This is a genomic window from Rosettibacter primus (assembly GCF_036860675.1).
Lineage (GTDB): Bacteria > Bacteroidota > Ignavibacteria > Ignavibacteriales > Melioribacteraceae > Rosettibacter > Rosettibacter primus.
Map to the genome: position 1 here is coordinate 131,030 of NZ_JAYKGK010000004.1, position 25,624 is coordinate 156,653.

The window sequence follows — 25,624 nt, forward strand, 5'->3', positions numbered from 1 at the left end:
CTCCAACCTTTTGTAAATATCATAATAATCATTTCAATTTTCGAATACTATCATTATATAATTTCTTATAGTGATTCACTTTTTATAAACTCAATTAATTTTCTAAGTTCAATTGAATACTGATAGAATTCATTCACGTTCATTTCTTTCAAAAACAACATTCCATGTGCAGCACGCACACGTGGGACAGGATGATTTAAGAAAAAATCTTTTCCTAAATATGTTCTAATTTTTTGATACTGGTCAACATGAATATGCTGAACAAGGCGACAGAATGGACCATCATATTCCCAGCTAGGGAAACTTGCATCTTTTTGTGAGCCATAACAATTCATAAAAACATTTTCAAGTATTGCCATCGAGTTCAAACTGACAGGCACATAAATATTTGCTTCTGCAGGATGGAATCGATACCAAACATTACGATAACCCCAGATTTTTAAGTTCGATACATCTTCTTCTTTCTCATACAACTTCAAAGCTTCACATATAGCTTGTAAAACTTTGTAATGTGTATCTGGACCACTTCCTTCCGGATCAAAAGCCAGTGTAATGATTGTTGGTTTAATTTTTTTTAACAATTTATAGATTGGTATTACATCCCTGTTTAATTCCGGATTTTCTGTAAATATATTACCTTGATAGAATCCCAATCTCAGATGGGAAATATCTTTCGTGCTAAATCCATAATAAGCCCATGTTAATTCTTCTTCCCATTCTCTTACCATTCCTTTAAGTCGTTGAACATAAGAAATATCTTTTTTACCAGGATACTGAGTTTTGAAGTAATTAATAAGTTCATTTATTCTATCAAGTAAATATTTTTCGCTATCTTCTTCGTATATCTCAATTATATTTCTTAATAATCTTCTTGAAATAGCCTCGGTTCTTTTTGCCGGGTTATTTTCAGCAATGCCATCTAGGAATAAACTTATATCATTGTTTTTTGCCAGTGTGTTATCTGAATCAAAATAACCATCGCTTAATTTAGAATCAAAAATTCCTGAAGTTAAGTGTTCTTTTAATTGTTCTAAAATTTTTAACATATAACTATTTGTAACCGCAGTAAAGCCACTTGTTAAAATTGCGAAATGATGTTTGTTGAGAGGTGTTCTGACCAGATGTGTAATTAAAGCAAGGTAGCCAAGCATTATATCATCATGATGTGGAGCAGTGTGAAGTATAACCTGATTTTCCGGTGTATCCATACCTTTATTAAATCTTTCAATTATTGCTGTGTGAATTTTTTCATTTATTTCTTTAACAGATTTTCCTGATTTCTTCAGTACCAACGAAGCTAATCTATTACTTTCATAATCTGATTTTGTTAAAGAAAGAACAGGTTTATTTACTTCAATCGATAAATCAAGGACTGCCTTTTCAAGAGAAAATTCAGAAAGTGTAGTTTCCTTTTCAACATTCGCATAAATTCTTTCTTTTAATTTTGATGCTGCTCCATTTGTTAAATAAAATCTTGAATCCTTTAGTCTTTGTAAAACAGTGGCTGGATATTTATTAGTTTGAGAACTTTCAATGGATTCTTTTACAATATTGGCTTTTGATTCTCCAGCAGCAATTATGATTGCAGTTGCTTCTGGGTTATAAGTAATTGTATCAAGTCCAATTGTTATAACCAATCTTGATGAGGCTACTTCAAATCCTCCTAAATCCGTTGATGCAGCTGCTTGTGTTTGATAATTAGTTGCAGTTAATCGAGTTGTAGAAAAATGGTCGCTCCCCTGCACATTAAATCCTATATGTCCATCAGGTCCAATTCCACCAAGGAAAAATCCAATACCTCCCATCTCTCTAATTTTTTTCTCATACTGAGTACAAAATTCGTCTACAATTTCAATTGTTTCTTTTTGAAGTCTTTCAAGGCGATTTGAAGGCAATTTTGTTCTTAAGCTGAGGTCAACACGATTATCCGGGAAAATTAAATTAATCGGGAGATTTTCAGCTGTTCCAATTTTATTTACATTTATAAGTAATGCATTATTAATATCGAATCCAAATTTTTTTATATAAAATTTTTTTACGTAGTAATAAAAACTATTATGCTGCGAAGAATCAATAGGATAAAATTCATCTATTTGAACAAATTTAATTTTTTTCATATCAGGTTTTCTTTTGGGATCTAAATCAACTTTCTTGAGTCTTTCTACAACATCAGGTTTATCCCAATTTTTCATTAAGTAAGTAAACCAGTAAATAAAATATTCAGGAGTTTTACCAGTAGGAAGTGATACTACTCCTTCAGGATTATTTTGCAGCCATTCGATAAATCTCAATGCTGTTAATTCTCCAAGTTCAGGGATATTTTCAACCTGTATAACTGGTATCTTTTCTGTTGGTTTATAGATAAATTTTTTGCCTGACTTTTTTAAGAAATAATATTCTACCTTAGAATTTGTCTCCATTTCTCTCCTTTTTGAATTATTTATCATGTTTATTCAATTCATTTATTGCAAAAGAATAAGCTCCAAGAGCTATTGCTTTGCTTGTTCCTAATTGTGATATACCAACGCCAATTTTCTTAGAAGAATTATATTTTACTTTTTTGTTAGTTCCATATACATTTATTTCTGCTGATTCATCTTTCAAAAATTTTTTCATGTCATTTTCATCTGTAAGATTATAAATCTCTGCCATTAATCTTTTAACTCTTGTTCCATCAGAAGATTTTACATAATAGCTTCTCATTTCTTCAATTAAAAAAGGCATAAAAAGTGAACTTGCGCCAGCCAGTCCTCCTCCAATAACTACATTACAATCAAGTAATGTAACAGCATTAGCAATTGCATCACCGACAACAGTAGCCATTGTTTTGTAAGCTTCGATTGCAGCATTTTTATTTCCTGGAATTAAGCCTAATGCAATTTCGTAGATTTCTTTTGGAGAAGGTGATTCTGAAAATTTAATTTTAGCTTTATCACTATAAACTCTTCTTACTCCTCGTATACTTGCATGTTCTTCAACATATTCATCTGGTGATATTTTATTTCTTAACAACCAGATTTCTCCAGCCATAGAATTATCTCCAATATATAACTCACCGTTTACCGCTAACCCAAAACCAAATCCAGTTCCTAAAGTTATTCCAATAAGATTTTTATATCGTTTAGGATTTCCTGATTTTTCTAATTCATTATTTATCCAGGGAAGAAAACCCCACAAAGCTTCGCCATAAGCATATAAATCGCCGTCATTATTTATAAAGACAGGTAAATTAAATTTATCTTTTAATAATGGACCCAGCGCAACACCACCTCTATATGCTGGCAAATTTCCTAAGTCACCTAAGATTCCATTAGGATAATCTGCTGGACCTGGGAAAGCAATACTTATTGCATCAGGTGGAACATTAAGTTTATTTTTAATTAATGTGAAACCATCTATTATATTTTTTAAAGATTTATCAAGATTATCAGCTTCGGAACTGAAAACTATTTCATCTACAATTTGATTACCAGATTGAATTGCAGAAAACACAAAGTTTGTGCCTCCTGCATCTAAAGTCATTACTACACGAGAATCTGATTTCATAATTTATTTCCTCATTACAGTTGAGATTTTTTGTAAGAAATTATCGCAGTAATTAATATATACAACAAACAAATCAAAGGGACAGTAAACCCAATTAACAAACTTTTCATATCACTAATTTTACCCATAATTAATGGTACTATTGCACCTCCAGAAATTGCAGTAATCATTAATCCAGAAAGTTCGTTTGACCTTGATGGAAATTTCTCAATAACAAGTGAAAATATCAGCGGGAAGATATTAGCAAATCCAAAACCAACTATAATAATTCCAGAATAAACTAAATATTCTTTAGAAGTAAATAATAAACATAAACCAATAATTGATAGAGATGTAGTAATCAAAAAAAATTTTCTTGCATGAATTTTATTCAATATTTTTGCTCCAGAATATCTTCCAATCACCAATGGAAGAAAAAATAAAGACCAGCTTAGCCATAAAGAATAATCTGAAATCCCCATATATTCTTTTAAATAAATTGGAATGCCTGAACTCATAGATACTTCAGCACCAACATAAAGAAAAATAGCTATTACCATTAATGCAACATATTTTTCTTTTAACAAACTAAAACATGAGTTAAATGTCGCATGTTTTCTTTCTAATTTTGTATCATTAATTTGTAATTGTTGAACAGAAATGAAAGTCAATAAAACCAAAGCAGCAAATACCGGAAATAAAATACTCCAATCTAAATTCAAATAAATTGCAGCTATTGGAGGAAGTATAAATCCTATCGAAGAACCAATAGATTTATAAAATTGTGCTAAAGATAAATTTTTTGAATATTTTCCTTCTGGTGAAACATCATAAACAATTGGATTACCAACAACTTGAAGTATAGTAGCTCCTGCACATAAAGATACAATTGTAATTAATAACAAAAAAAAGTCTAGTGTATTTTTATTTGTATAAAAAATATTATTGCCATATAACCCGCTTGCAATTGCAAGAAACAAACCAGTTAATGCTGTAATTAAACCAATTCTTAAAACTATTTTTTTACCTACTCTATCCTGAATAATTCCTACAGGAATTGAAAGCAAACCATACATAATAAAACCTGTAAAGGGGATTAACTGAGCCATAGTATAAGATAATGTAAAGGATTCTTTAGCTAAACCAACCAAAGGTCCAACAACATCCCCAAAACCCATGCATAAAAAAATTAAATAGATTGGAAAGGTTCTTGTTTTCATGAGCATAAATTTTTGTTTAGTGAACAGAAAAGTTAAGTGAATGTAAATTTGTAAGAACTAAAAACTTGATAAAATTAGTCAGCCGGTTTTTACACCGGCTGACCTGAACAACAAATAATAGGAGGCTATTTCATCAAAACAATCTTTTTGAAAGCTTTGTATGAATCTGATTCAAAACCAATTAAGTAAACACCACTTACAACTTGTCTGCCTAAATCATCTTTGCTATCCCACGAAGCAGAATATTTTCCAGGTTGCATTTCTTGATTAATCAATGTTCTTACTTTTTGACCAAGAATATTATAGATAACTAATTTAACATTAGCTTGTTTTGGAACACTGAAATTAATTTTTGTTTCTGGGTTAAATGGATTAGGATAAGCATCAGATAGTGAATATTCAGCTGGAACTACATGTTCAATTTCTTTAATTCCAGTTAACCATTGATTTTTCTTTTCTGGGAACCAGTTCAAATCGCCAACAGGATAACCATCAGAACCAAAGGTCATCAAAGCAGAATTTGAGTAAGCAAGATTTTCTGGTAATGGCCATTTTGGCGGGAAGTTCAATTCATAATGCCATGGATTATCAAGCTTACGAGCAGCGATTCTATAAACATACCCAATTAATTCATCGAGATGAGCAACTACTTTAGAATCTGTAAATCCTGGGTTAGCATCAATATTATTAGTACAAGAAATAAATGGTGAATAATCACTTGATTTTGGATTTGTGAGAGAATCTAATGCCCATAGTCCATAGTCATTAATCCATCTTGCAAGAGTAAGTTTACGAACGAAGTAACCTTTACCACCTGATGGAATTTCGACACTGTCTGCTATTTTAACTGTGTCGTTCCAATCTTGATAAAATTTTACAAGTTTCTCTGGGAAATGATAAACATTATTCTCTGTTATATGCACTCTCTTGCTTGGTACGAATAAGTCTCTTGTAATTCCTTTAGCTTCTTCTACAAAAGCTTCAGGACCAACAACTGACCGTCCTTGATATGTTCCTGTTCTTCTTATTTGATAAATACTTGATGAAACAGTATCAGGCCAGTTAAAGAACCATCCGCCCATTACTTGTTCTGGATCTCCACCCCATGCATGGGCAGCATAGAGAAGATTATTCTTCATATATAAATTAGAAGCTTGACGAGTTAAGAATGGATTAACAGCTCCATATACTATTGTGTTATGTTCAAAAATTGAATATGGGTCATATCCACGAATTGAGAAGATATAAGAGTTGCAAGCGAAGAAAGTATTATTAATAAATTTTATAGTATCTGGTTGATCAAGACCTCCAGAGAGGAATGGCTGACCACCGAAATACGAAGTTGAATGAATAAAGTTTCTGAAGTGACAATCTTGAACATCCAACTTAACAAAGTCTGCACCATCAACACGAATTCCAGCTTCAGTAAATGCATCGAATACAACTCTTCTTAATTTAAGTGTAATGTTATCTGCCCCAATATGTATAGCTCTACTCCATCCTAATGTTTTGCCATCAGCACGCATAGATAACAAATACAAATCATTTAATTCAACTTGGATTCCATTTTTAATAAGTTTGAAGAACCATTCTTCTGAAGAACCATCAGCTCTAATAGCAGGAGCTAAAACTGGTGGTCTCTTAGTTGGATCACCTTTTGCCATAAATTTGCATGGATGAGTAATCTCAAATGCTTTTTCAATGTAATAAATTGCCCCACGGTCAAGAACATAAACTCGATATCCGGTAACTGAAGTATCTGCATTAATAATATCACTTATTTTTAATGATTGAGCACCAGGTATATAAACAGTATCTGTTTTTGATTGAGCGAATAATGAACTCATTAATGGTACTACAATCAATAAAAACAGGTAAATGTAATGCTTTTTCACCTTCATAGTATTACTCCTTATAATGTTGTTAAAATATTGCCTTTGCAGGCAGTTATTTATTAGAGTTAAACAAGAATTAAATTTCATCTCATAATTACCTCCTTATTTTTTATTTCATAATTTCAAACGCATACCAAGTTCTGCTGTCATATCATATCTCTGTCTAAGAGTAACAAAGCCCGTCTTTTGATTAATATCGACATCATCTTCACCTGTGAAGTTATTGAGGTTAAAATATACTTGAATTCCATACCATGGTAATTCTTGCTTAACTGACAAATCAAATCTCACATACTTATCTGAGTGAACTCTATTCTGCAACCAGAAATCAGGTTTCTTAAATATGTTATCCTGATAGAGCATGGAAACTCTTAATGAAAATCCTTTATAATCATAGCCCAGTGCTACATTAACTATATCATTAGGTTGATTTAGTAATCTCGTAGTGTAAAAAGTATCGACATTAACAGTTTTTTGGATATATGTTTCAGGGTCGAGATAAGTATATAAATAAGATTTAGGATAATCTGCTTCTGAAAAAATATGAGTATAATTAACATTCAAAACCAAACCAGATAATGGACCTGGCAAATACCAAAAATGAGTCTGCCACTCAGTTTCCATCCCAATTACATCTATAGGAATTGAATTATTATCATATGTATATAAAGTGTATTTTTCCTTTTTATTCTTTAATTTTTCTTGAAGTTCAGTATACTTGATAAAATCTTGAGGGTAGGTTTTAAGCGGGAAAATTAAATTTTCAATTCTCTTTTTAAATCCACCAATACTAAATAAACCAATATTATTGGTATAAACAGATAGAACAACATCAATATTTTCTGAAGTAGCAGGTTTTAATTTGTAATTATTATAGTAAATAAAATTAGTTCCAATATAATACCTTGGAATAATTGTATTATAGTCTGGATAATTCAAAGTATTTGTATAAGCAACATGCAATTGCATCCAGTCAAAAGGCTTAAATCTAAAATGGAACATTGGGAGCCAATAACCGTGAGATACTTTTTCTTCTGCGTTTGTATATTGAATTCCACCTGGAATTTGTTCACCTCTTATACCTTTATACTTTGTAGTTAAATTTTGATATCTAACACCAGGCAAAATTGAGAACATTTGACCAATGTTTAATGTTGCCATTATGTATCCAGCGCTTTTTACTTCGTGACCAGAATAATCGTACAAAGTTGATTGTAATTGTCTTGGTTTATAACCGCCACCACCTGCCCCAACTCCATAATTATTTTTTGCAACTTGTATTACATCAAGCATTAAATTAACATTGAAAGGAGGGCCAAGTGTGTAATCACCATTTAAAAATTTTCCATAGCTATAGCTTGAATCAATAAAGTCAGCAAATGTTATACTTGTTCCTAATTGTGGAAATGCACGCATAATAGCTGCAGAGACCTGAGCCCCATCATCATAAAATACTGAACCACTATTTTCATTATAATCATAACTACGGCTTCGATACTGATAGGCTCCACCAAATTTTAATTTACTAGTTAATAATTCTGAAATCGTAAAATCCCTTGTAATATCTAAAGCTGCATTATATGTTCTATCTTTAGTAATGTTTGAAACATTGTAAATATCAAAGAAGACTGCATTTTCAGGGTCATGAATTACATGTTTAACTATTTCATTTGGAGGTGCATATCTCAACAAAGTAAATTTGTTTGCAAAACCTGCAGCATTTTGCCAGAAATTAAATCGTACATCCTCAGGATATTTACTGCCAGAAAAAGAGTGAGATAGTTTTGCATCAATTCCAAATCCAAATAGGTTATGTTTAATTGTTAATAGATTGCTATAAACATCAAGAATATTTTTAGAATTAGTTGCAGAATAAAATAGATCATCATCAAGTAAAGAATAAGACTCATTTCTCGATATTGCTCTTGTATCACTTCTACTAAAGAAATTCATAAATCCAATGCTACCGTTTTCATATTGATAGTCAAGAACAACAGTGGCACCATATCTATAACGGTCTCTTACAATATCAGTCAAACTCATTGATTGAAATTCAGGATTTCCTTCATCTGTTACGAACAATTTTCCTGCAAAGTTATAACTAGAATTAAGTTCATTTGAGCTAAGATTTCTTTTTTCTACACTCCCTTGCAAAAAAATTCCAAAACTATTATCCCAGAAACGTTGTTCGTATGAACCTACAAACTTATAATCATTATATGTGTTTTTAAGATTGTTGTATCCCCCTTGTGAAAAGACTTCAAAGCTTGGTTGTCCAAATTGTGTTTTTACAGCTTTTCTCATCGTGAAATTAATTACACCACCTAACAAGGTTGCATCCATATCTGGTGTAATAGCTTTAACAACTTCAATACCTCCTAACATATTAGAAGAAATCATACTCAAATCTGTAGCTCTATCTTCAGAAAAAGAAAGTTCATCATTACTTCTGTATTCAGATTTATGTTCATTAGGGTCACTTGAAGTAACATTAGAAGGAAGTTCTACTCCATCAATAGTTACTCTATTATACTGAGGAGATAAACCACGAACTACAACTTTTGAACCTTCCCCGCCAGTTCTAATAATAGATACACCTGGTAGTCTTGCAACAGATTCAGCAGCATTAGCATCAGGCAATTCTCTTATTCTTGCAAATGAAACAACATTTTTAATTGCAATTGAAGTAAGCTGTTCATTAATAGCTTTAGCCTGTCCTTCTGCCTGCGCAGTAATGATCACAGTATCACCGTAAACTGTTTCAGGACTTAGATAAAAATCATGAACAGTAGTTTTCCCATTTTGCACTTCAACAGAAATTTCCGAACTTTTATATCCTAGAAATGATGCTCTTAAAGTATACTTTCCTGCAGGGACAGATTTAATTATGTAGTTGCCATCCATATCAGTGGCACTTCCAAAGCTTGTCCCTACCAAAATTACGTTACTAAAAGGTAAAGGCTCTTTTGTTTGCACATCTCTGACTCTTCCTTTTACAGTTCCACCTGGTGCAGAGAGCACTATTGAACTCATCAATAAAAGCAACAATAAAACGTAATTTCGAAATGATAATTTTGGGGTCATATAAACCTCATTTTTAATTAAACTAAAGTTATGATAGATTAGTTTTTTTGTGATAAAAATAAACTTATCAAAAATAAAATGCAATAATAATCATAAATAAAAAATATTATTTTTTTAGTTATAGTATTTCAATAAATATATTTTGGTATAGAATAAACTGAATGCAAATTTAATTATTTACAAATACATTAATTTTCTTAACATTCTGTTTATCTGAAGAAGAGCCAATCATTATTATATATTCACCAGCATTTACTTCATAACCTTTTTCATTCCATCTCTTCAGTAAATCAGGTGTAATCTTAAATTTAACTGTACTTTTTTGACCGGGATTAAGGATAACTTTTTTAAAACCCTTTAATGCTTTTAATTCTTTTTTATCATTTTTGTATTTAATATACATTTGTATAGTTTCTTCGCCCCTAATCTTCCCTTTATTTATAATATCGCATGAAACATAGAACGTATCATTTTTATCAATTATTTTTCTTTCAGATTTTAAATTACTAATACCAAATGAGGTGTAACTTAATCCATAACCAAATGGATAAAGAACTTCTCCTTTGAAATATCTATAGGTTCTGTTATCCATATTATAATTTGTAAATGGAGGAAGTTGATTAACAGATTTGTAAAAAGTTACAGGAAGCTTAGCTGATGGATTATAATCTCCAAATATTATATCCATAATTGCTTCACCCCCCGACTGTCCTGGATACCATGCTTCAATAATTGCAGGAATATATTTGTTTTCCCAATTTATTGATAATGGACTGCCATTTATCAAGACTAAAATTATTGGTTTACCAAGTTTATGAATTTTCTTAATGAATCTTGATTGGACTTCGGGCAAATTTAATGTTAGTCTATCACCGCCTCTAAATTCTTTTGATTCAACCTGTAATGCCTCTCCTTCAAGTCTTGGTGTTAATCCCATAAACATCATAACTAAATCAGATTTTTTTACTGCATCAATCGCTTTCTTTTCTGCATACTCTTCCGGCGGTGCCCATAATAATTGTATAAATGAATATCTCTCTTTTTTATATAACTCGACTTTTATTTTATAAAGTTTTTCTTTTTCTAATTTGATAAAGCTATATGTAATTGCTGGATCAAATTCTCCATAATAATTTACAATCAGTGAGTCATTAATATAAATTCGGAAGCCATTATACCCATATCCGCCAATTGCATATAAACCAGATTCTGGAGGCATTAAATAACCAGTCCATCTTACACTAAATGTATCTGAATTTGAAACAGGATTTTTGATTAACCATTTAAAATCAATCACACTATCAATTCGTTCAAAATCAGCTAGTCCATTCATATTTGTATTTGAAAAATATTCTCCTCTTAAACCATTTTGTTTTTTATCTTTTGTAACAAATAAATAATCACTAATAATCAAATCAAATGAAGGAATATTTTCAGCAAAGTAACAACCCCGCTCATAATAAATTTTCGAATCTTTCATTCTTTCTTTTATTGCTTTTAAAGGTGTAACTGGATTTGAAGGAAATCCATGATAACTACCTAATAAACTTTCAAGATTATCTGCATTGGGACCAATAACAGCAATGTTTTTATAATCTCTTTTTAATGGTAAAATATTTTTTTCATTCTTTAATAAAACAATAGACTTACGTGCAGCTTCAAGTGCAAGCAACTTATTTTGTTCTGAATCAATGTAGCTCTCATCAATTTTACTATATATAACTTTTTCAGGTGGATCAAACATTCCTAATTGAAACCTTATCTTAAATATTTTTCTCAATGCATCATTAATGTCATTTTCGGTAATTAATCCATTTTTAAGTGCATTTAGTAACAAATGATAAGAATTCCCACATTCTAAACTTGTTCCAGCAATCAACGATAAAGAAACTGCTTCTTCTAATGAATTAGTATATTTATGAGAATTAAAAATATCCGATACAGCCCAGCAATCAGAAACAACAAAACCATCAAATTGCCATTCTTTATGTAAAATATCTTTAAGTAAATAATTGTTCCCGCAGCATGGTTCACCTAAAACTCTATTATAAGCACACATAATTGATTTTGCATTACCTTCTTTAATGCTTTTATAAAAATGCGGTAAATATGTTTCTCTTAAATCATACTCGTTTACGATAGCATTAAAATGATGCCTTTCTGATTCCGGTCCACTATGAACTGCAAAATGTTTTGGAGTAGCAATAGTTTTAAGATAATTTTTATCATTGCCCTGAAGCCCTTTAATAAATTGAACTGCTAATTCACCTGTAAGGAATGGGTCTTCACCATAGGTTTCCATTCCTCTACCCCATCGCGGATCTCTAAAAATATTAATATTGGGTGCCCATAATGTTATGCCGTTATAAATTCCTACTTTATTTTTTTTTACTGCCAAATTGTATTTTGCTCTTGCTTCGTCTGAGATAACATTAGCAATTCTGTATATTAAATCTTTGTCCCATGTTGATGCTAAAGCAATTGGCATAGGGAAAACAGTAGCCAATCCATTACGCGCTACACCATGCAATGCTTCGTTCCACCAATTGTATGCTGGAATTTTTAATCTTTCAATTGCTGGAGAATTATGACTCATCTGAGAAACTTTTTCTTCAATAGTCATTCTAAAAATTAAATCTTCAACTCTCTCATCAATTGATAAATTATAATCTAAATATTTTGGTATATCCTGTGCGGATACAAAATTCACTAATGCAATAATTATGGTAATCCAAAAATTTTTTTTCATAAGAATTTTAAAATATTCTTTTTAATAAATCCGGGTTTTCTTTATACAATTTTAATATCATTTCTCCAAAGAGTGAGTTGGGCCATGGGAACCAACTTCTTGTATATTCATGAGGATTATCTTTATTAAATGATTCATGCATAAAGTACTTATCAGCATGAGTATTTTTCAAATATTTTATATTTTGAATAATTTCATCTTCGTTAATGCTCGTCATAATTCTCATAATAATGCTCAAATGCCAGATATTATTAATTAATGTATGGGGACTGCCTATTCCTTCTGCAAATTTTCCTCTGAAGAAATATGGATTATCCTCACTTAAAATAAATTTTCTTGTTTCCTGATATATTTCACTTTTTCCATCAATACAATTCAAGTATGGAAGAGACAATAAACTTGGAATATTAGCATCATCCATAAATAATTTATTTCCAAAACCATCTACTTCATATGCAATAATTTTATTGTAATTAAGATGAGATGAGATAGCAAATTTATTTATTGCCATTTCAACTTCATCAGCAAGTGATAAACATTTATTTGCAAAATCAAAATCTTGAAAGATTTCTTTATACATTTCTGACAATTGTCTTAACGAAACTACAGCAAAGTAATTTGATGGGATTAAAAATGGGAATATCGTAGCATCATCCGATGGTCTGAATATAGAAACTATTAATCCATTTGGCTTGATTGGATTTCCATAGCCATTACCAGGAACTGTATCTGTACTCCACGATGTAATTCTACCAAATTTGTAAGACCCTCTATCATTCTTACGTTGTTGTTCGTTAAATGTAATGTAGATTAATTGAGTTGCCTTTTTCCATTCATCTGTAAAGCAGGAAATATCCCCAGTCAATTTCCAGTAATTATAAGCTAATCTTATGGGATAACATAAAGAATCTAATTCCCATTTTCTTTCATGCAATTCAGGTTTCATTTCTGTTAAATCGTTAATCCATATACTTTCTTTTTTCTCATAATTAAATGCATTTGCGTAAGGGTCAGTGAGAATACATTTTGTTTGTCTATTGATAAGTCCCTTTATTAGCAACTTGAGATTATCATCTTGATTAACAAGTTCTAAATAAGGCCAAATTTGAGCAGTAGAATCACGCAACCACATAGCTGGTATATCCCCTGCAAGTACATATACATCGGGCATTCCATTATCAAATTTGAAAATTACACTTGTATCCAATGTATTAGAAAAACAATTTGAGAAAAGTCGGGCTAAATCTTTATCAACTAAAAAATCTGAAATCTCTTTTATTTTTTCTTCAACAGTTTTGCTAATAAATTTTCGTTCTTTTAAGCTTGGACGGGTGTTCATTATTATTTTTCATTTTTTATAAAAATTAATCCATCACTATAAATAACAATGTTTATTTTATCAAAAGTAGTTATAGAACATCTGAAATAGTCATTTATTGTTTCAATCTCCGGTTTATATTTACGTCCATTAATTATCAATGGGTTAATCCCTAGCGCTGATATATTCTTGGCATATTTTTGATTTTTTTCAAAATATGATTTTTGCAGATAGTAAATATTTCTCAAATACCATTTAATTCTTTCCAAATCACTACTGATAAAATCAACCTTTCCACTACCAGCTTTCAGAACAGAAAATTGAACATAGCCCCACATTTCGGGATAATGCATATTTATAACCCCCTGAGGACTCCATACCCAATTATCTTCTGGATATGGTTTATTTGTTTCTGGATTAATTATTTTTTCATATTTATTATTTCTAACATTAGTTTTCCATTCAACACGTGAAAAATTTATTCTCCATTGGTCACCATTAGAAGGTGGAATTTTGACTGACGTAATTTCTTTAAATGCTTCCCAGGGAAATGCAATTTCTAATGTCCAGCAGCTATCAACATCATCAGGATGATTTATTGTGCCATAAATTTTAACACCAGATTTTAAGTTTTTAATATCATATCCATGTAATGCAGCTTTATCCATATCTCGATATGGTTTAATCAATAATAAATCCCACACAGTATTGAACGCATTCATTTCAAATTCTATATATTTATGTGTATCGCCGTCAGGGTCAATAAACACTTCAAAATCATTATCATAGAAAATTATATCGTCACGATTTTTTAATGTAGCCCAGATATGAGGTTCTTCTAATTCTGCTGCAATATAGAAATAATTATTATCCCATAACATTTTCACTCTTGTTCTAAAACGAGGCTTTGGTTTTAACTCTCCTTCAATATCTACGAAATCTTCTGACCAATCAACTTTTTGCCATGATATTTCATCAAGTTTACCATCGACAATAATATTCTCATCTGTAAAATAGCATATATAATTTCGTGGATTAAAATCAACTTGTGGTATTGGAATTGATTGAGCAAATGAAAAATTATACAATAAAAGAAGAGCATAAAATGAGTAATAAAATTTTTTATTGCTTAGCTGCATCAATTAATTCTCCTATTGTTGAAAAAGCCAAACATACTGAAGTATCAGCTGCACCGTAGTAAATCAATATTTTACTTGAATTAACAGCAAAACCGTCCTCATCAAACTCTTCTACAATTGCTCCAGATGGGAAACAAACATTTTGAACTTGACCAACCATTTCATATAATTCACGAGGTTCAAGAATATTATATTTCCCACGATGAATAACTTTACCCGGGTCCGATAAATCATGAAGTGCTACTCCAACTTGATAAATATTTGATGCTGCAAAATGAGTAGCCACACCATGATAAATATGCAGCCATCCTTCTTTTGTTTTTATTGGTGGTGGCCCTGAACCAATATTTTCATCCCAGTAATGAAATCTTCCTGACATAACTGGTTTAATAATTTTCCAGTTCAAAAGATCTTCTGATTCAGATAGATAAATTGTATTACCTGTAGTTGGTCCACCTTCAAGCTGTACTTTATTTAGTCTTTCGAACCTTAAAAATTTTCCATTTATTTTCTCTGGAAAGAGTACTCCATTTCTTGAGTCATCATTAGACACTATCCCTAAAAAGTTGTATTCCTCAAAATCATTTGTAGAAGCTAAACCAAGTCTGCATCCATCATCCATATCCATTGCAAACATTATAAAAAAAGTATTATCTATTTTAGTTATTCTTGTATCATATATATGATAAACTTTTTTTGTTAGTTTTTCTAAACCAATGAAGTTGACAATCTTATCATCAACTTTATAATTAATTCCATCATCACTCACAGCCTTAACAATAAAGGTTTCTCTTCCTCTGTTTTGTACTCTCAGAAGCAACAAATACTTACCATTAAATTTTATTGCGCCAGGATTAAAAACAGATGAAACATCAATTAGATGAGGTTTAATTTCAGGAATATCTTTTCTGGTAATAATCGGATTATTATTATATCTGCGAAGCATAAAAAATCCTTTTATAATTACTTACCCATTTTAACCACTACATTACAAACTTTTTTGTTTGTAACAGGGATAATATTTGACGGTAATTTTTCACCATCAACTAAAATTTCTTTAACCCCGCTTTCTAAACCTTCAAAATTATGTATTTCAATTATGTATCTAGTGCCTCTAAAAACTCGTTCTACTTTAACTAATTGCCAGTTGGAAGGTATTACAGGGTCAATTAATAAACCATTATAAGTAGATCTAACACCTAAAATATAATCATAGAAAATCCTATACATCCAAGCTGCGGTTCCTGTCTGCCAGGAATGACTTGCTTTACCCGGTGATGTATGTTCATTGCTTGTTATATATTGTGAAAATACATAAGGTTCGACAGTAAAAATATCAGAATCAATTCTGTTTGGTAATATTTTTTTGAGATAACCAAAAGCAATATTACCACGTTTCATAATAGCTTCGGCTTGTATAAGCCATGTAATAGGATGACAGAATATACCACCATTCTCTTTCTTACCAGCAACACATCGTGTAATTAAACCGACATTAGTATCAATCTCTTTAAATGCAGGTGCACATATTTTAGGACCATATTCTGTATCAAGATATTTCACGACACTATCCAGTGCTTTAATTAATCTTTGTTTGTCAGGTAAATTTGCAATTACTGGCCAGGTTTGAGTATTAATAAATATCTTACCGTACTTATTTTCCTTAGAACCAATTTTTCTTTTACCGCTTCCAAATGCTCTAATATACCACTCTCCATCCCAGCATAAATCATCTATACTTTTTATTATTTTATTTTTTAATTCATCGATTTCTTTATAATCTATGTTTACATGTTCAAATAATTCAATTAATCTGTTCAACATTGCTACATAAAACATAGCAGCCCAAACACTCTCTCCACCATCATCTCCTCCAATGTAATCTAAAGTATCATTCCAATCACCTCTACCAAAGACAGGTAAATTTCTGGGAGTTAAAATATTTTTTATAAAATTAACTACTGAATATAAATGACTTAATACAGTTCCTTCCTCACTGTCAACATAAGGAACTTTTTCATTCAGTATTTTGATATCGCCTGTCTCACGTATGTATTCTGTTACAGCTAAAATGTACCAGACGGGGTCATCACAATGTTTGGTTAGTTCTCCATCAGAGTCATTATAGAAATGATGGTATACTCTGCCATCTTTGAACATTTGTCTTGATAGCAAAAGTATTCTTTCTTTCGCTTTTTCAGGCATTGCAATAGTAACAGCAATTGTATCCTGAGCTGTATCTCTAAAACCAAAACCTCTACTAATTCCCCAATAATAAAAGCTTGCAACTCTTCCTATGTCAAAAGCAACCTTCGCCTGATAAGGAATCCAGTTGTTCATAAAAATATTTATATCCTTATCCGGTGTATTACAACAAGTATGATTTATAAATTCTTCCCATTTATCACGAACTTTTAGGAAAGCATCATTTACAGATTCACTATCGCTGTATCTTCTGATTGTCTGTTCTTTTTTCTCATTAAATTCTTTTTTAGGAATAACTCCAAGAGAAAAAATTATTTCCTTAATTTCATTTGGTTCTAACTCAACATCAACTCTAAGTACTCCAACAGCATTCCCATAATCTGTATCTTTACAAGACAATTCATTTAGTTCTAATCCTAAAGGATTACTCTCAGTACGATAATTTCCAATAAATCGTTCTCTTAGAGTTTCATATTGCACAACTGGAATATTAACAGTAAAAAATGCCCACTGGTCCCATTCTTGATTTTCTTGCTGCTGCGTGCCATTGGATTTTGTAACCCAGTAAGTTTTAGTGGCAAATAAAGTATTTAAGCCCTTATCAAAATAAACTCTATTAAAATGCTGGTCATCACATTGATTTATTAAATCTATCAAACCATGCCCTAATGCAAATTCAACATAAGCATATAAAGAGAGTTTACGAGTATTGTTTGAATTGTTTTTAATAATCACTTTCCATATTTCTCTATTATCATCTAATGGAACAAAAAACAAACCTTCAGCAAGAATATTATTAACAAAGGATTCTATTTTAGTATAACCAAAACCATGAACTGTTTTGTAAGAATCTTTATATTTACCAACAGGCTGCCAGCTTAATGACCAATATTCTTTACTTTCTTTATCTTTTATATAAACATATTTTCCTGGTCTATCTGGCGGGACTTCATTAATACGATATCTGGTTATTCTACCATGAAGTGGATTTTTAAAATAGCTAATTCCTCCAGCATTATTAGAAATAGTGGAGAAATATTCATCATTATAAATATAATTTATCCATGGAGTAGGAGTACCTACATTATTAATGATAAACTCTTTACCGTTTTCAGAAAATTCTCCATAATTCATTTATCATCCCCTAATATAATTAGTATATTTTTTTCTAAAAATAACTTATCTAAAAATATGGAAGCAATATTATAAAATCAATCAAATAAATAAAAAAAGTTATATTTTTTTTTATAAAAACAAGTTTATTTACTTAGTTTTTTTTGTTACAATAAATATTAAATGAAAAATTTAAATGATATTAAATGAAGATAGAAAATTGGAATGATATTTTTATTAAAAAAATTATTTTATTATTGACTGCGCTAATAATTGGAATGTAATTCTCTGAGTTGTTCTTCTGAGACTATATCTTTAATAAATAATCATTCAAAAAAATGATTATTAAATATGCCTTCACCAGAAATTTATTACAGAATTATTTGATTTTTTCCTCATTTCTTCATTTATAATAGTATAACGAGTTTTGCTGTCATTATGTTTTACATTGTTAAAATGTTTCTTTGGTCCCTGAAAAATATCATGGCTACTTTTCAAATATCTTAAATTCATATTTGAAGCTCTAAATTGATTCATACTTATATTTAATGCTTTGCTGTAATAAAAATTATTTTTTAAGATTGTCTCTGGTTGAATTGAGGGAATATTAATAAAATTCAAATTAGATTTATTGTCTTTGCTTATTTTTTTATTATTCAATCGAAATCTTGATATTAAATATGACAATATTATTACCACTCCAAGCAGTGCTATGGAAATCTGCAAGCCGACATATATTATATCAATTAATTCCATAAGAAATATTATTTATTATTCATTTTTATAAGCCAATATTAATGCCAATATCGGTATATCATTTTTTAGCTTTTTGTGGATATTTTATAATAAAAAAGTTTCACTATGAGAAATTGATTTTTTTTAAAACATTTTTTATTTCCAGATTAAAATTGTTTTATTATTTTTTCATTAAGACAAAATTAAATTAACACAATATTCTTAGCAGAATTGAAATAATTAAAGGTGACATTACTAAATTAAAAGTTGACGCCATCGTTAATGCTGCAAATAATTCTTTATTAGGAGGCGGAGGAGTTGATGGTGCAATTCACAGAGCTGCAGGACCAATGCTTTTAGAAGAATGTAAAAAATTAGGAGGATGTCCAACAGGTGAAGCAAAAATAACCAAGGGTTATAATTTGCCTGCTAAGTTTGTAATTCATACTGTTGGACCAATATGGAAAGGAGGCAATTATAACGAAGATGAATTATTATCTAATTGTTATAAAAATTCTTTAAAACTTGCTCTTGAAAATGGAATAAAAACAATAGCCTTCCCTTCTATCAGTACTGGAGCTTATCGATTTCCTGTTGAACAAGCTTCTAAAATCGCATTTAATACAGTAATGGAATTTTTACAACAACATGATAAAATTGAAAAAGTAATTTTTTGCTGCTTTGATGATAATACTTATGCACTCTACACGCAATTAAAAAATATTATGATAAGTAATTGAATCTGCCACCCATTAAAATATTTTCTATTTGCCAAATAAAATTTACATCTATAAGTTATATCATAAATTTTTATTAGTTAGGAGAAAAAGATGAAAACAATTGTAGCTCTTCCTGGTGATGGAATTGGGAAAATAGTTTTACCTGAAGCAATTCGATTGTTAAATGCTGCAGGATTTCAAGCTGAATATATTTGGGGTGACATTGGCTGGGAATTCTGGTGCAAAGAAGGAAACGCACTGCCACAAAGGACAATTGATTTAATTGCTAAACATAAAATTGCCCTTTTTGGAGCAATAACAAGTAAACCAAAAGATGCTGCAGAAAAAGAACTTGATGCTTCATTAAAAGGAAAAGGTTATGAATATTTCTCTCCAATTGTGGGTTTACGACAAATTTTCAATTTAGATATTTGTATTCGTCCTTGTATTTCATTCAAAGGAAATCCACTGAATTTCATTCGTAAAAAAATTGATGGTACTTATGAAGAACCATTTGTAAATGTTGTAATATTCAGACAAAATACAGAAGGACTTTATTCCGGGGTTGAATGGACTAATCCACCTAAACATGTAAGAGCTGCTCTTGAAACTCATCCTAAAATGAAAGCTTTTGCAAATGTTCCAAGTGAAGAAATGGCAATATCCACTCGCATAGTAACAAAAAAAGCCTCTGAAAGAATCATTAGAGCTGCATTTGAATACGCCCGCAAACATGGATACAAAAGTGTAACTCTATGTGAAAAACCAAATGTACTTCGTGAAACTTCAGGATTGATGTTAAAAATTGCTAAAGAAATTTCCAAAGATTATCCAGATATTGAGTTATGGGATACTAATATCGATGCTATGATGATGTGGCTTACAAAAAATCCTGAAGATTATGGAATTATTGTTTCAGAAAACATGTTTAGCGACATAATCAGTGATGGCTTTGCAGGATTAATAGGAGGTTTGGGATTTGCCTGTAGTGCAAACATTGGAAATGATGTTGCAATATTTGAACCGACTCATGGTTCAGCACCTAAATATGAAAAATTAAATCCATCAATTGTAAATCCTATTGCAATGTTTATGAGTGCTGTGATGATGCTCGAACATATTGGAGAAAACGAAATTGCTTTAAGAATCAGAAATGCTATTGCAAAAGTAATAGAAGAAGGTAAAATTAGAACATATGATATGTTAAAATTAAAAGGCGGGCCAGATGTTTTTGAAAAAGGTGCAGCATCTACTCAACAAATGACAGATGCTGTTATTGATAAATTGTAAGATGAGGCGTTATTAATAATAATGGAATATTGGAATTATGGAATAATGGGATTGAAGTAAAGTAATAATACAATTTTATATATCGCCCATAAGTCAGATTTGAAGAACAAATGGTAATTATTTTATTAAATTTTATTGAAAAATATTTTAACGTAGTCAATATAATTTAGTAATTATGTTAATTTATTAATTATAATAATTTTGCAATTAAGCAATAGGTAAAAAATGAGCGGCATATTATTAATTTTATTTGCAATTATAATGTTTGCAGGCGCATATAATATTTATGGCGGATACATTGCAAAAAAACTCAATATATCAAATTCAAATTCTACTCCTTCACATTCAATGTATGATGGAGTTGATTATTGCCCGGCAAAATCACAGGTATTGTTAGGTCATCATTTTGCATCAATTGCTGGAGCTGGACCAATTGTTGGTCCTATCATTGCCGCAAGTTTTGGCTGGATTCCAGTTTATCTATGGATTTTACTTGGCGCTACTTTGATTGGTGGTGTTCATGACTATACTTCCATTGTTGCATCAATAAGACATAAAGGGAAATCAATTGGTCAAATAATTGAAAATTATATTGGTATTAGCGGAAAAAAACTTTTCTTGATTTTTACATGGTCAACTTTGATACTTGTTATTGCAGTATTTACAATTATTGTTGCAGATACATTTACACATATTCCAAGTTCTGGAACTTCTTCTACTTTATTTATCTTTTTAGCAATTCTATTTGGTTTGAGCGTATATAGATTCAAAGCTCCATTATGGGTTTCATCAACAGTTGGAATTATATTTCTTGCGTTAGCTATCTATCTAGGATACATTTTTCCGCTTCAACTTGACAGAAATACATGGATTATAATTTTACTCGTTTACATTTTCTTGGCATCTGTGACTCCAGTGTGGATTCTTCTTCAACCAAGAGATTATCTCAATTCATTTTTCTTATATGGTTTAATGATTGCAGGAGTAATTGGATTATTTTTTACAATGCCCGAAGTTCATTTATCACCAATTACTAATTTCACAGTAGATAAAGTTGGCTACCTCTTTCCTGCTCTTTTTGTTACTGTCGCTTGTGGAGCAATTAGTGGTTTTCATTCAATTGTGGGAAGTGGAACAACTGCAAAGCAGCTTGATAAAGAAACTGATGCAAAAATAATTGGTTATGGTGGAATGTTGATTGAAGGATTACTTGCAGTTCTATCTCTATTATCAGTTGCATCTTTGGATCAACAACATTTTCTTGAATTACTAAACACCAAAGGAGCAGTTGCTGCATTTTCAACAGGAATTGCAATTTTTATTCATAATATTCCTTTATTAAATATTCCAACTGATGCAGCTACCAGTTTTGCTGCTCTTGCCGTATCTGCATTTGCTTTAACATCACTTGATACAGCTACAAGATTAGCCCGCTATTCATTTCAAGAATTTTTTGAAACTAAAGATAGTAAAGAACATAGCATCTTTGTAAAAAACAGATACATAGCAACAGCTATAACAGTTTTGTTTGGAGCTGCATTAACTTTAAGTGGACAATCAATGTCCATCTGGCCTGTTTTTGGTAGTGCAAATCAATTATTGGCTGCAATTGCTCTTTTAGCTGTTACAGTCTGGGTTGCTAATTTAAACCTTGATATGAAGTTTACATTAATTCCAATGCTCTTTATGTTCTCTGTTACTTTAACTTCTTTATTGATGCTTTTTTATACAAATATTTTATTAAAAAATTATGTACTATCTTTTGCTTCACTATTACTCTTTATTCTTGCTGTTACTTTAGCTGTTCAAGCTTATCAAGTATTAAGAAAGAATCAAAAAGAAACTATTATTGCAAAATAAATATTATAAACATGATAAAAGAAAAAATTAAAAAACTCTGGCCTGAAATTGATTGGATCAAAGACGAATCATTAAAAGAAAAAGTAATTGACTGCTGGACTTATGCAATCGAAAATTCTTCTCTTACTGTAGAAGATTTAGAAAATATTCCGTTTACACTTTTAATTAAAGATTGTAAGATTTCTTTTATCAATCACAAAAGGACATGTGTTCAGCTTTCAGTAGAAATTGCAAAAATTATGAAAAAAAATTTTGGCGATTCATTAAATATAAATATGGATTATTTAATAGCAGGAGCAATTTTAATTGATGTCGGAAAATTATTTGAGTATGAAAAAGTAAATGGCAAAATACAAATTAGTAAAGCAGGTGAATTAATTCGTCATCCTTTTAGTGGTTTAGCAATTGCAGCAAGATTTAATATTCCAAACGAAGTTCAACATATAATTGCTACACATTCAAAAGAAGGTGATTTAGGAAAACGAACGGTTGAATCTATAATAGTTCATCATGCAGATTTTGTTTCATTTGATATATTTAAATAAATATTTCTTTTATTCTCTCTAAAACTGAATTTAGACAAAACTTAATCTGGACTAATTAGGTAAATAATATGCCTCAAACATTAATTGAAAAAATTGCTCAGCGTTATGCTGTTAATCTTTTGCCAAATCAAATTGTTCAATCTGGGGATTATATTACAATTCGTCCAGATTATGTAATGACTCACGATAACACGGGTGCAGTGATACCCAAATTTAAAAGTATTGGTGCAACTAAGTTAGCAAATCCAAGACAGGTAGTTATTACACTTGACCACGATATTCAAAACAAAGACGAAAAAAATTTACAGAAGTATAAAAAGATTGAAGAGTTTGCAAAATCTATGGGAGCTGATTTCTATCCTGCTGGTCGTGGAATTGGTCATCAAATTATGATTGAAGAAGGTTATGCTTGGCCTGGAACCATGGTGGTTGCATCAGACAGTCATTCAAATATGTATGGCGGAATTGGTTGCTTGGGGACACCAATTGTAAGAACTGATGCAGCTGCAATTTGGGCAACCGGTAAAACATGGTGGCAGGTGCCCCCAATTGCCAAAGTAGAATTAAAAGGGAAATTACAAACTGGTGTTACAGGTAAAGATGTGATTATTGCTCTTTGCGGATTTTTTAATAATGATGAAGTTTTAAATCATGCAATTGAATTTACCGGCGATGGAGTAAAATATCTTAGTATTGATGAACGACTAACAATCGCTAACATGACAACTGAATGGGGTGCTCTTGTTGGTTTATTCCCTATTGATAAAATTACAATTGAGTGGTTGAAACAAAGAGCAAAATATATTGAGCAAAGAGGACTCGAAGGAGTTCCATCTGATGTTGATGGTAATGGAAAACATCCTAGAATAAATGAAGAAAGAATTTTAGAACTTGAAAAAAAGATTCCAAATCTAGTTGCAGATGTTAATGCATTTTATTCAAAAGAATTATCAATTGATCTTTCTTCAATTGAACCTTATGTATCAGGACCAAATTCAGTCAAAAAAATTGCACCTGTTTCAGAAATTAAAAAACAAAAAATAAAAATCGACAAAGCTTATTTAGTATCATGTGTAAACTCACGTGTTGAAGATTTATCTGAAGCTGCAAAAATTTTAAGAGGCAAAAAAGTTGCAGAACATGTAAATTTTTATATTGGAGCTGCTTCAAGTGAAGTACAAAAAGAAAGTGAGAGAAGAGGAGACTGGCAGGCATTAATTGAAGCAGGAGCAATTCCTCTGCCTCCTGGCTGCGGTCCATGTATTGGATTAGGCACAGGTTTACTTGAAAATAGCGAAGTTGGAATTTCAGCTACTAACAGAAATTTCAAAGGTAGAATGGGTTCCCCAAATGCTTTCGCTTATCTCGCATCTCCTGCTGTAGTTGCTTATTCAGCTTTATCTGGTTATATCAATTATGAATGGAATGGACCTAATCAAAAAATTATTGGTGAAATAAAAACAAATTCAAAAAGAAATATTTCTACAACATCTATTCAAATCATCAATGGCTTCCCTGATGAAATTACAGGTCAATTAATCTTCTGTCCACAAGATAATTTAAACACAGATGGAATTTATCCCGGTAAATACACTTATAATGATGATATGACTCCTGAAGAACAGGCTAATGTAGTTATGGAAAATTATGACCCGAATTTTAAAAACATAGTTAAAAAAGGTGATATCCTTGTAGGAGGATTTAATTTTGGAACGGGCAGTTCACGTGAACAAGCTGCAACGGCATTAAAATACAAAGGGATTCAACTTGTTATTGCTGGTTCATTTAATGAAACTTACAAACGAAATGCAATTAATAATGGTTTCTTGATAATTGAATGTCCGGAATTAGTAAATGATTTGAAAAATAAATTTGGGCAGAATCAATTAACTATTCCAACAGGAATAACAGCTAAAATTAATTTCCAAAATTCTACAATCACAGCAAATGACAAAACATATTCAATCAATCCAGTAGGAATTGCTGCACAAGAATTAATTGTAGCTAATGGACTTGAGAATTGGGTAAAATTTAATCTTTGAACTCAGACTTTTTTAAATTATGGAGTTGATTAAACAATAAGGTCTTTATAAAAAATAGAACACTGAAAACACAGATTTTAAAAGATTTTCACAGATTATGAAAAAATTGAACAATTACTTTTTAGATGATCTTTTATAATTTTATCCACATGTTAACATTACACTTTCATTTAATTCATAAAAAC

At 30.7% G+C, this 25,624-nt stretch carries 16 protein-coding genes; 5 read left to right on the forward strand and 11 right to left on the reverse strand.

Annotated elements, in window-relative coordinates:
• Nucleotides 1-65: 65 nt before the first annotated feature.
• The 11 genes from VJY32_RS06940 to VJY32_RS06990 form a co-directional block, all read right to left on the reverse strand.
• Nucleotides 66-2,420 carry a glucosamine-6-phosphate deaminase gene (locus VJY32_RS06940; RefSeq protein WP_353677181.1) on the reverse strand — a complete coding sequence of 785 codons (2,355 nt, stop codon included), beginning with the start codon at nt 2,418-2,420 and terminating at the stop codon, nt 66-68.
• Nucleotides 2,421-2,436: 16 nt separating this feature from the next.
• The gene (locus VJY32_RS06945; RefSeq protein ID WP_353677182.1) at nt 2,437-3,546 is read right to left on the reverse strand and encodes an ROK family protein; all 1,110 of its coding nucleotides are present in this window, start codon (nt 3,544-3,546) and stop codon (nt 2,437-2,439) included.
• A gap of 14 nt (nt 3,547-3,560) precedes the next feature.
• Nucleotides 3,561-4,745 (reverse strand): MFS transporter, encoded by a 1,185-nt coding sequence (locus VJY32_RS06950; RefSeq protein WP_353677183.1) that lies wholly within the window; start codon nt 4,743-4,745, stop codon nt 3,561-3,563.
• A gap of 125 nt (nt 4,746-4,870) precedes the next feature.
• A complete protein-coding gene (locus VJY32_RS06955) occupies nt 4,871-6,646 on the reverse strand; it encodes a T9SS type A sorting domain-containing protein (protein WP_353677184.1) in 1,776 nt (591 codons plus the stop codon).
• A gap of 108 nt (nt 6,647-6,754) precedes the next feature.
• Nucleotides 6,755-9,724: a TonB-dependent receptor gene (locus tag VJY32_RS06960; protein WP_353677185.1), complete on the reverse strand. Its 2,970-nt coding sequence runs from the start codon at nt 9,722-9,724 to the stop codon at nt 6,755-6,757.
• A 169-nt stretch (nt 9,725-9,893) separates the two neighbouring features.
• Nucleotides 9,894-12,473 carry a glycoside hydrolase family 3 C-terminal domain-containing protein gene (locus VJY32_RS06965; protein ID WP_353677186.1) on the reverse strand — a complete coding sequence of 860 codons (2,580 nt, stop codon included), beginning with the start codon at nt 12,471-12,473 and terminating at the stop codon, nt 9,894-9,896.
• A 7-nt stretch (nt 12,474-12,480) separates the two neighbouring features.
• Nucleotides 12,481-13,812 (reverse strand): glycoside hydrolase family 125 protein, encoded by a 1,332-nt coding sequence (locus VJY32_RS06970; RefSeq protein WP_353677187.1) that lies wholly within the window; start codon nt 13,810-13,812, stop codon nt 12,481-12,483.
• Between the two features lie 2 nt (nt 13,813-13,814).
• On the reverse strand, nt 13,815-14,930 hold the full coding sequence (locus tag VJY32_RS06975; RefSeq protein ID WP_353677188.1) for a carbohydrate-binding family 9-like protein: 1,116 nt from the start codon (nt 14,928-14,930) through the stop codon (nt 13,815-13,817).
• A complete protein-coding gene (locus VJY32_RS06980; RefSeq protein ID WP_353677189.1) occupies nt 14,914-15,876 on the reverse strand; it encodes a glycoside hydrolase family 130 protein in 963 nt (320 codons plus the stop codon). Before VJY32_RS06980 ends, VJY32_RS06975 begins: the two co-directional genes overlap by 17 nt.
• A 17-nt stretch (nt 15,877-15,893) precedes the next feature.
• Nucleotides 15,894-18,269, reverse strand: coding sequence for a GH36-type glycosyl hydrolase domain-containing protein (locus VJY32_RS06985; protein ID WP_353677190.1), 2,376 nt, complete (start codon nt 18,267-18,269; stop codon nt 15,894-15,896).
• Between the two features lie 336 nt (nt 18,270-18,605).
• Nucleotides 18,606-19,004 (reverse strand): hypothetical protein, encoded by a 399-nt coding sequence (locus VJY32_RS06990; protein WP_353677191.1) that lies wholly within the window; start codon nt 19,002-19,004, stop codon nt 18,606-18,608.
• 197 nt (nt 19,005-19,201) lie between these two features.
• On the opposite strand from VJY32_RS06990, the gene VJY32_RS06995 reads away from it, so the two are divergent.
• From VJY32_RS06995 to lysF, 5 genes are all read left to right on the forward strand, one after another.
• Complete coding sequence (locus tag VJY32_RS06995; protein ID WP_353677331.1) at nt 19,202-19,723, forward strand: O-acetyl-ADP-ribose deacetylase; 522 nt, start codon at nt 19,202-19,204, stop codon at nt 19,721-19,723.
• A gap of 90 nt (nt 19,724-19,813) precedes the next feature.
• On the forward strand, nt 19,814-20,992 hold the full coding sequence (locus VJY32_RS07000) for an isocitrate/isopropylmalate dehydrogenase family protein (protein WP_353677192.1): 1,179 nt from the start codon (nt 19,814-19,816) through the stop codon (nt 20,990-20,992).
• A gap of 225 nt (nt 20,993-21,217) precedes the next feature.
• Nucleotides 21,218-22,852: a carbon starvation CstA family protein gene (locus VJY32_RS07005; RefSeq protein WP_353677193.1), complete on the forward strand. Its 1,635-nt coding sequence runs from the start codon at nt 21,218-21,220 to the stop codon at nt 22,850-22,852.
• A gap of 11 nt (nt 22,853-22,863) precedes the next feature.
• Complete coding sequence (locus tag VJY32_RS07010) at nt 22,864-23,397, forward strand: HDIG domain-containing metalloprotein (protein ID WP_353677194.1); 534 nt, start codon at nt 22,864-22,866, stop codon at nt 23,395-23,397.
• A gap of 68 nt (nt 23,398-23,465) precedes the next feature.
• On the forward strand, nt 23,466-25,439 hold the full coding sequence (gene lysF / locus VJY32_RS07015; RefSeq protein ID WP_353677195.1) for a homoaconitase: 1,974 nt from the start codon (nt 23,466-23,468) through the stop codon (nt 25,437-25,439).
• Nucleotides 25,440-25,624: the final 185 nt, after the last annotated feature.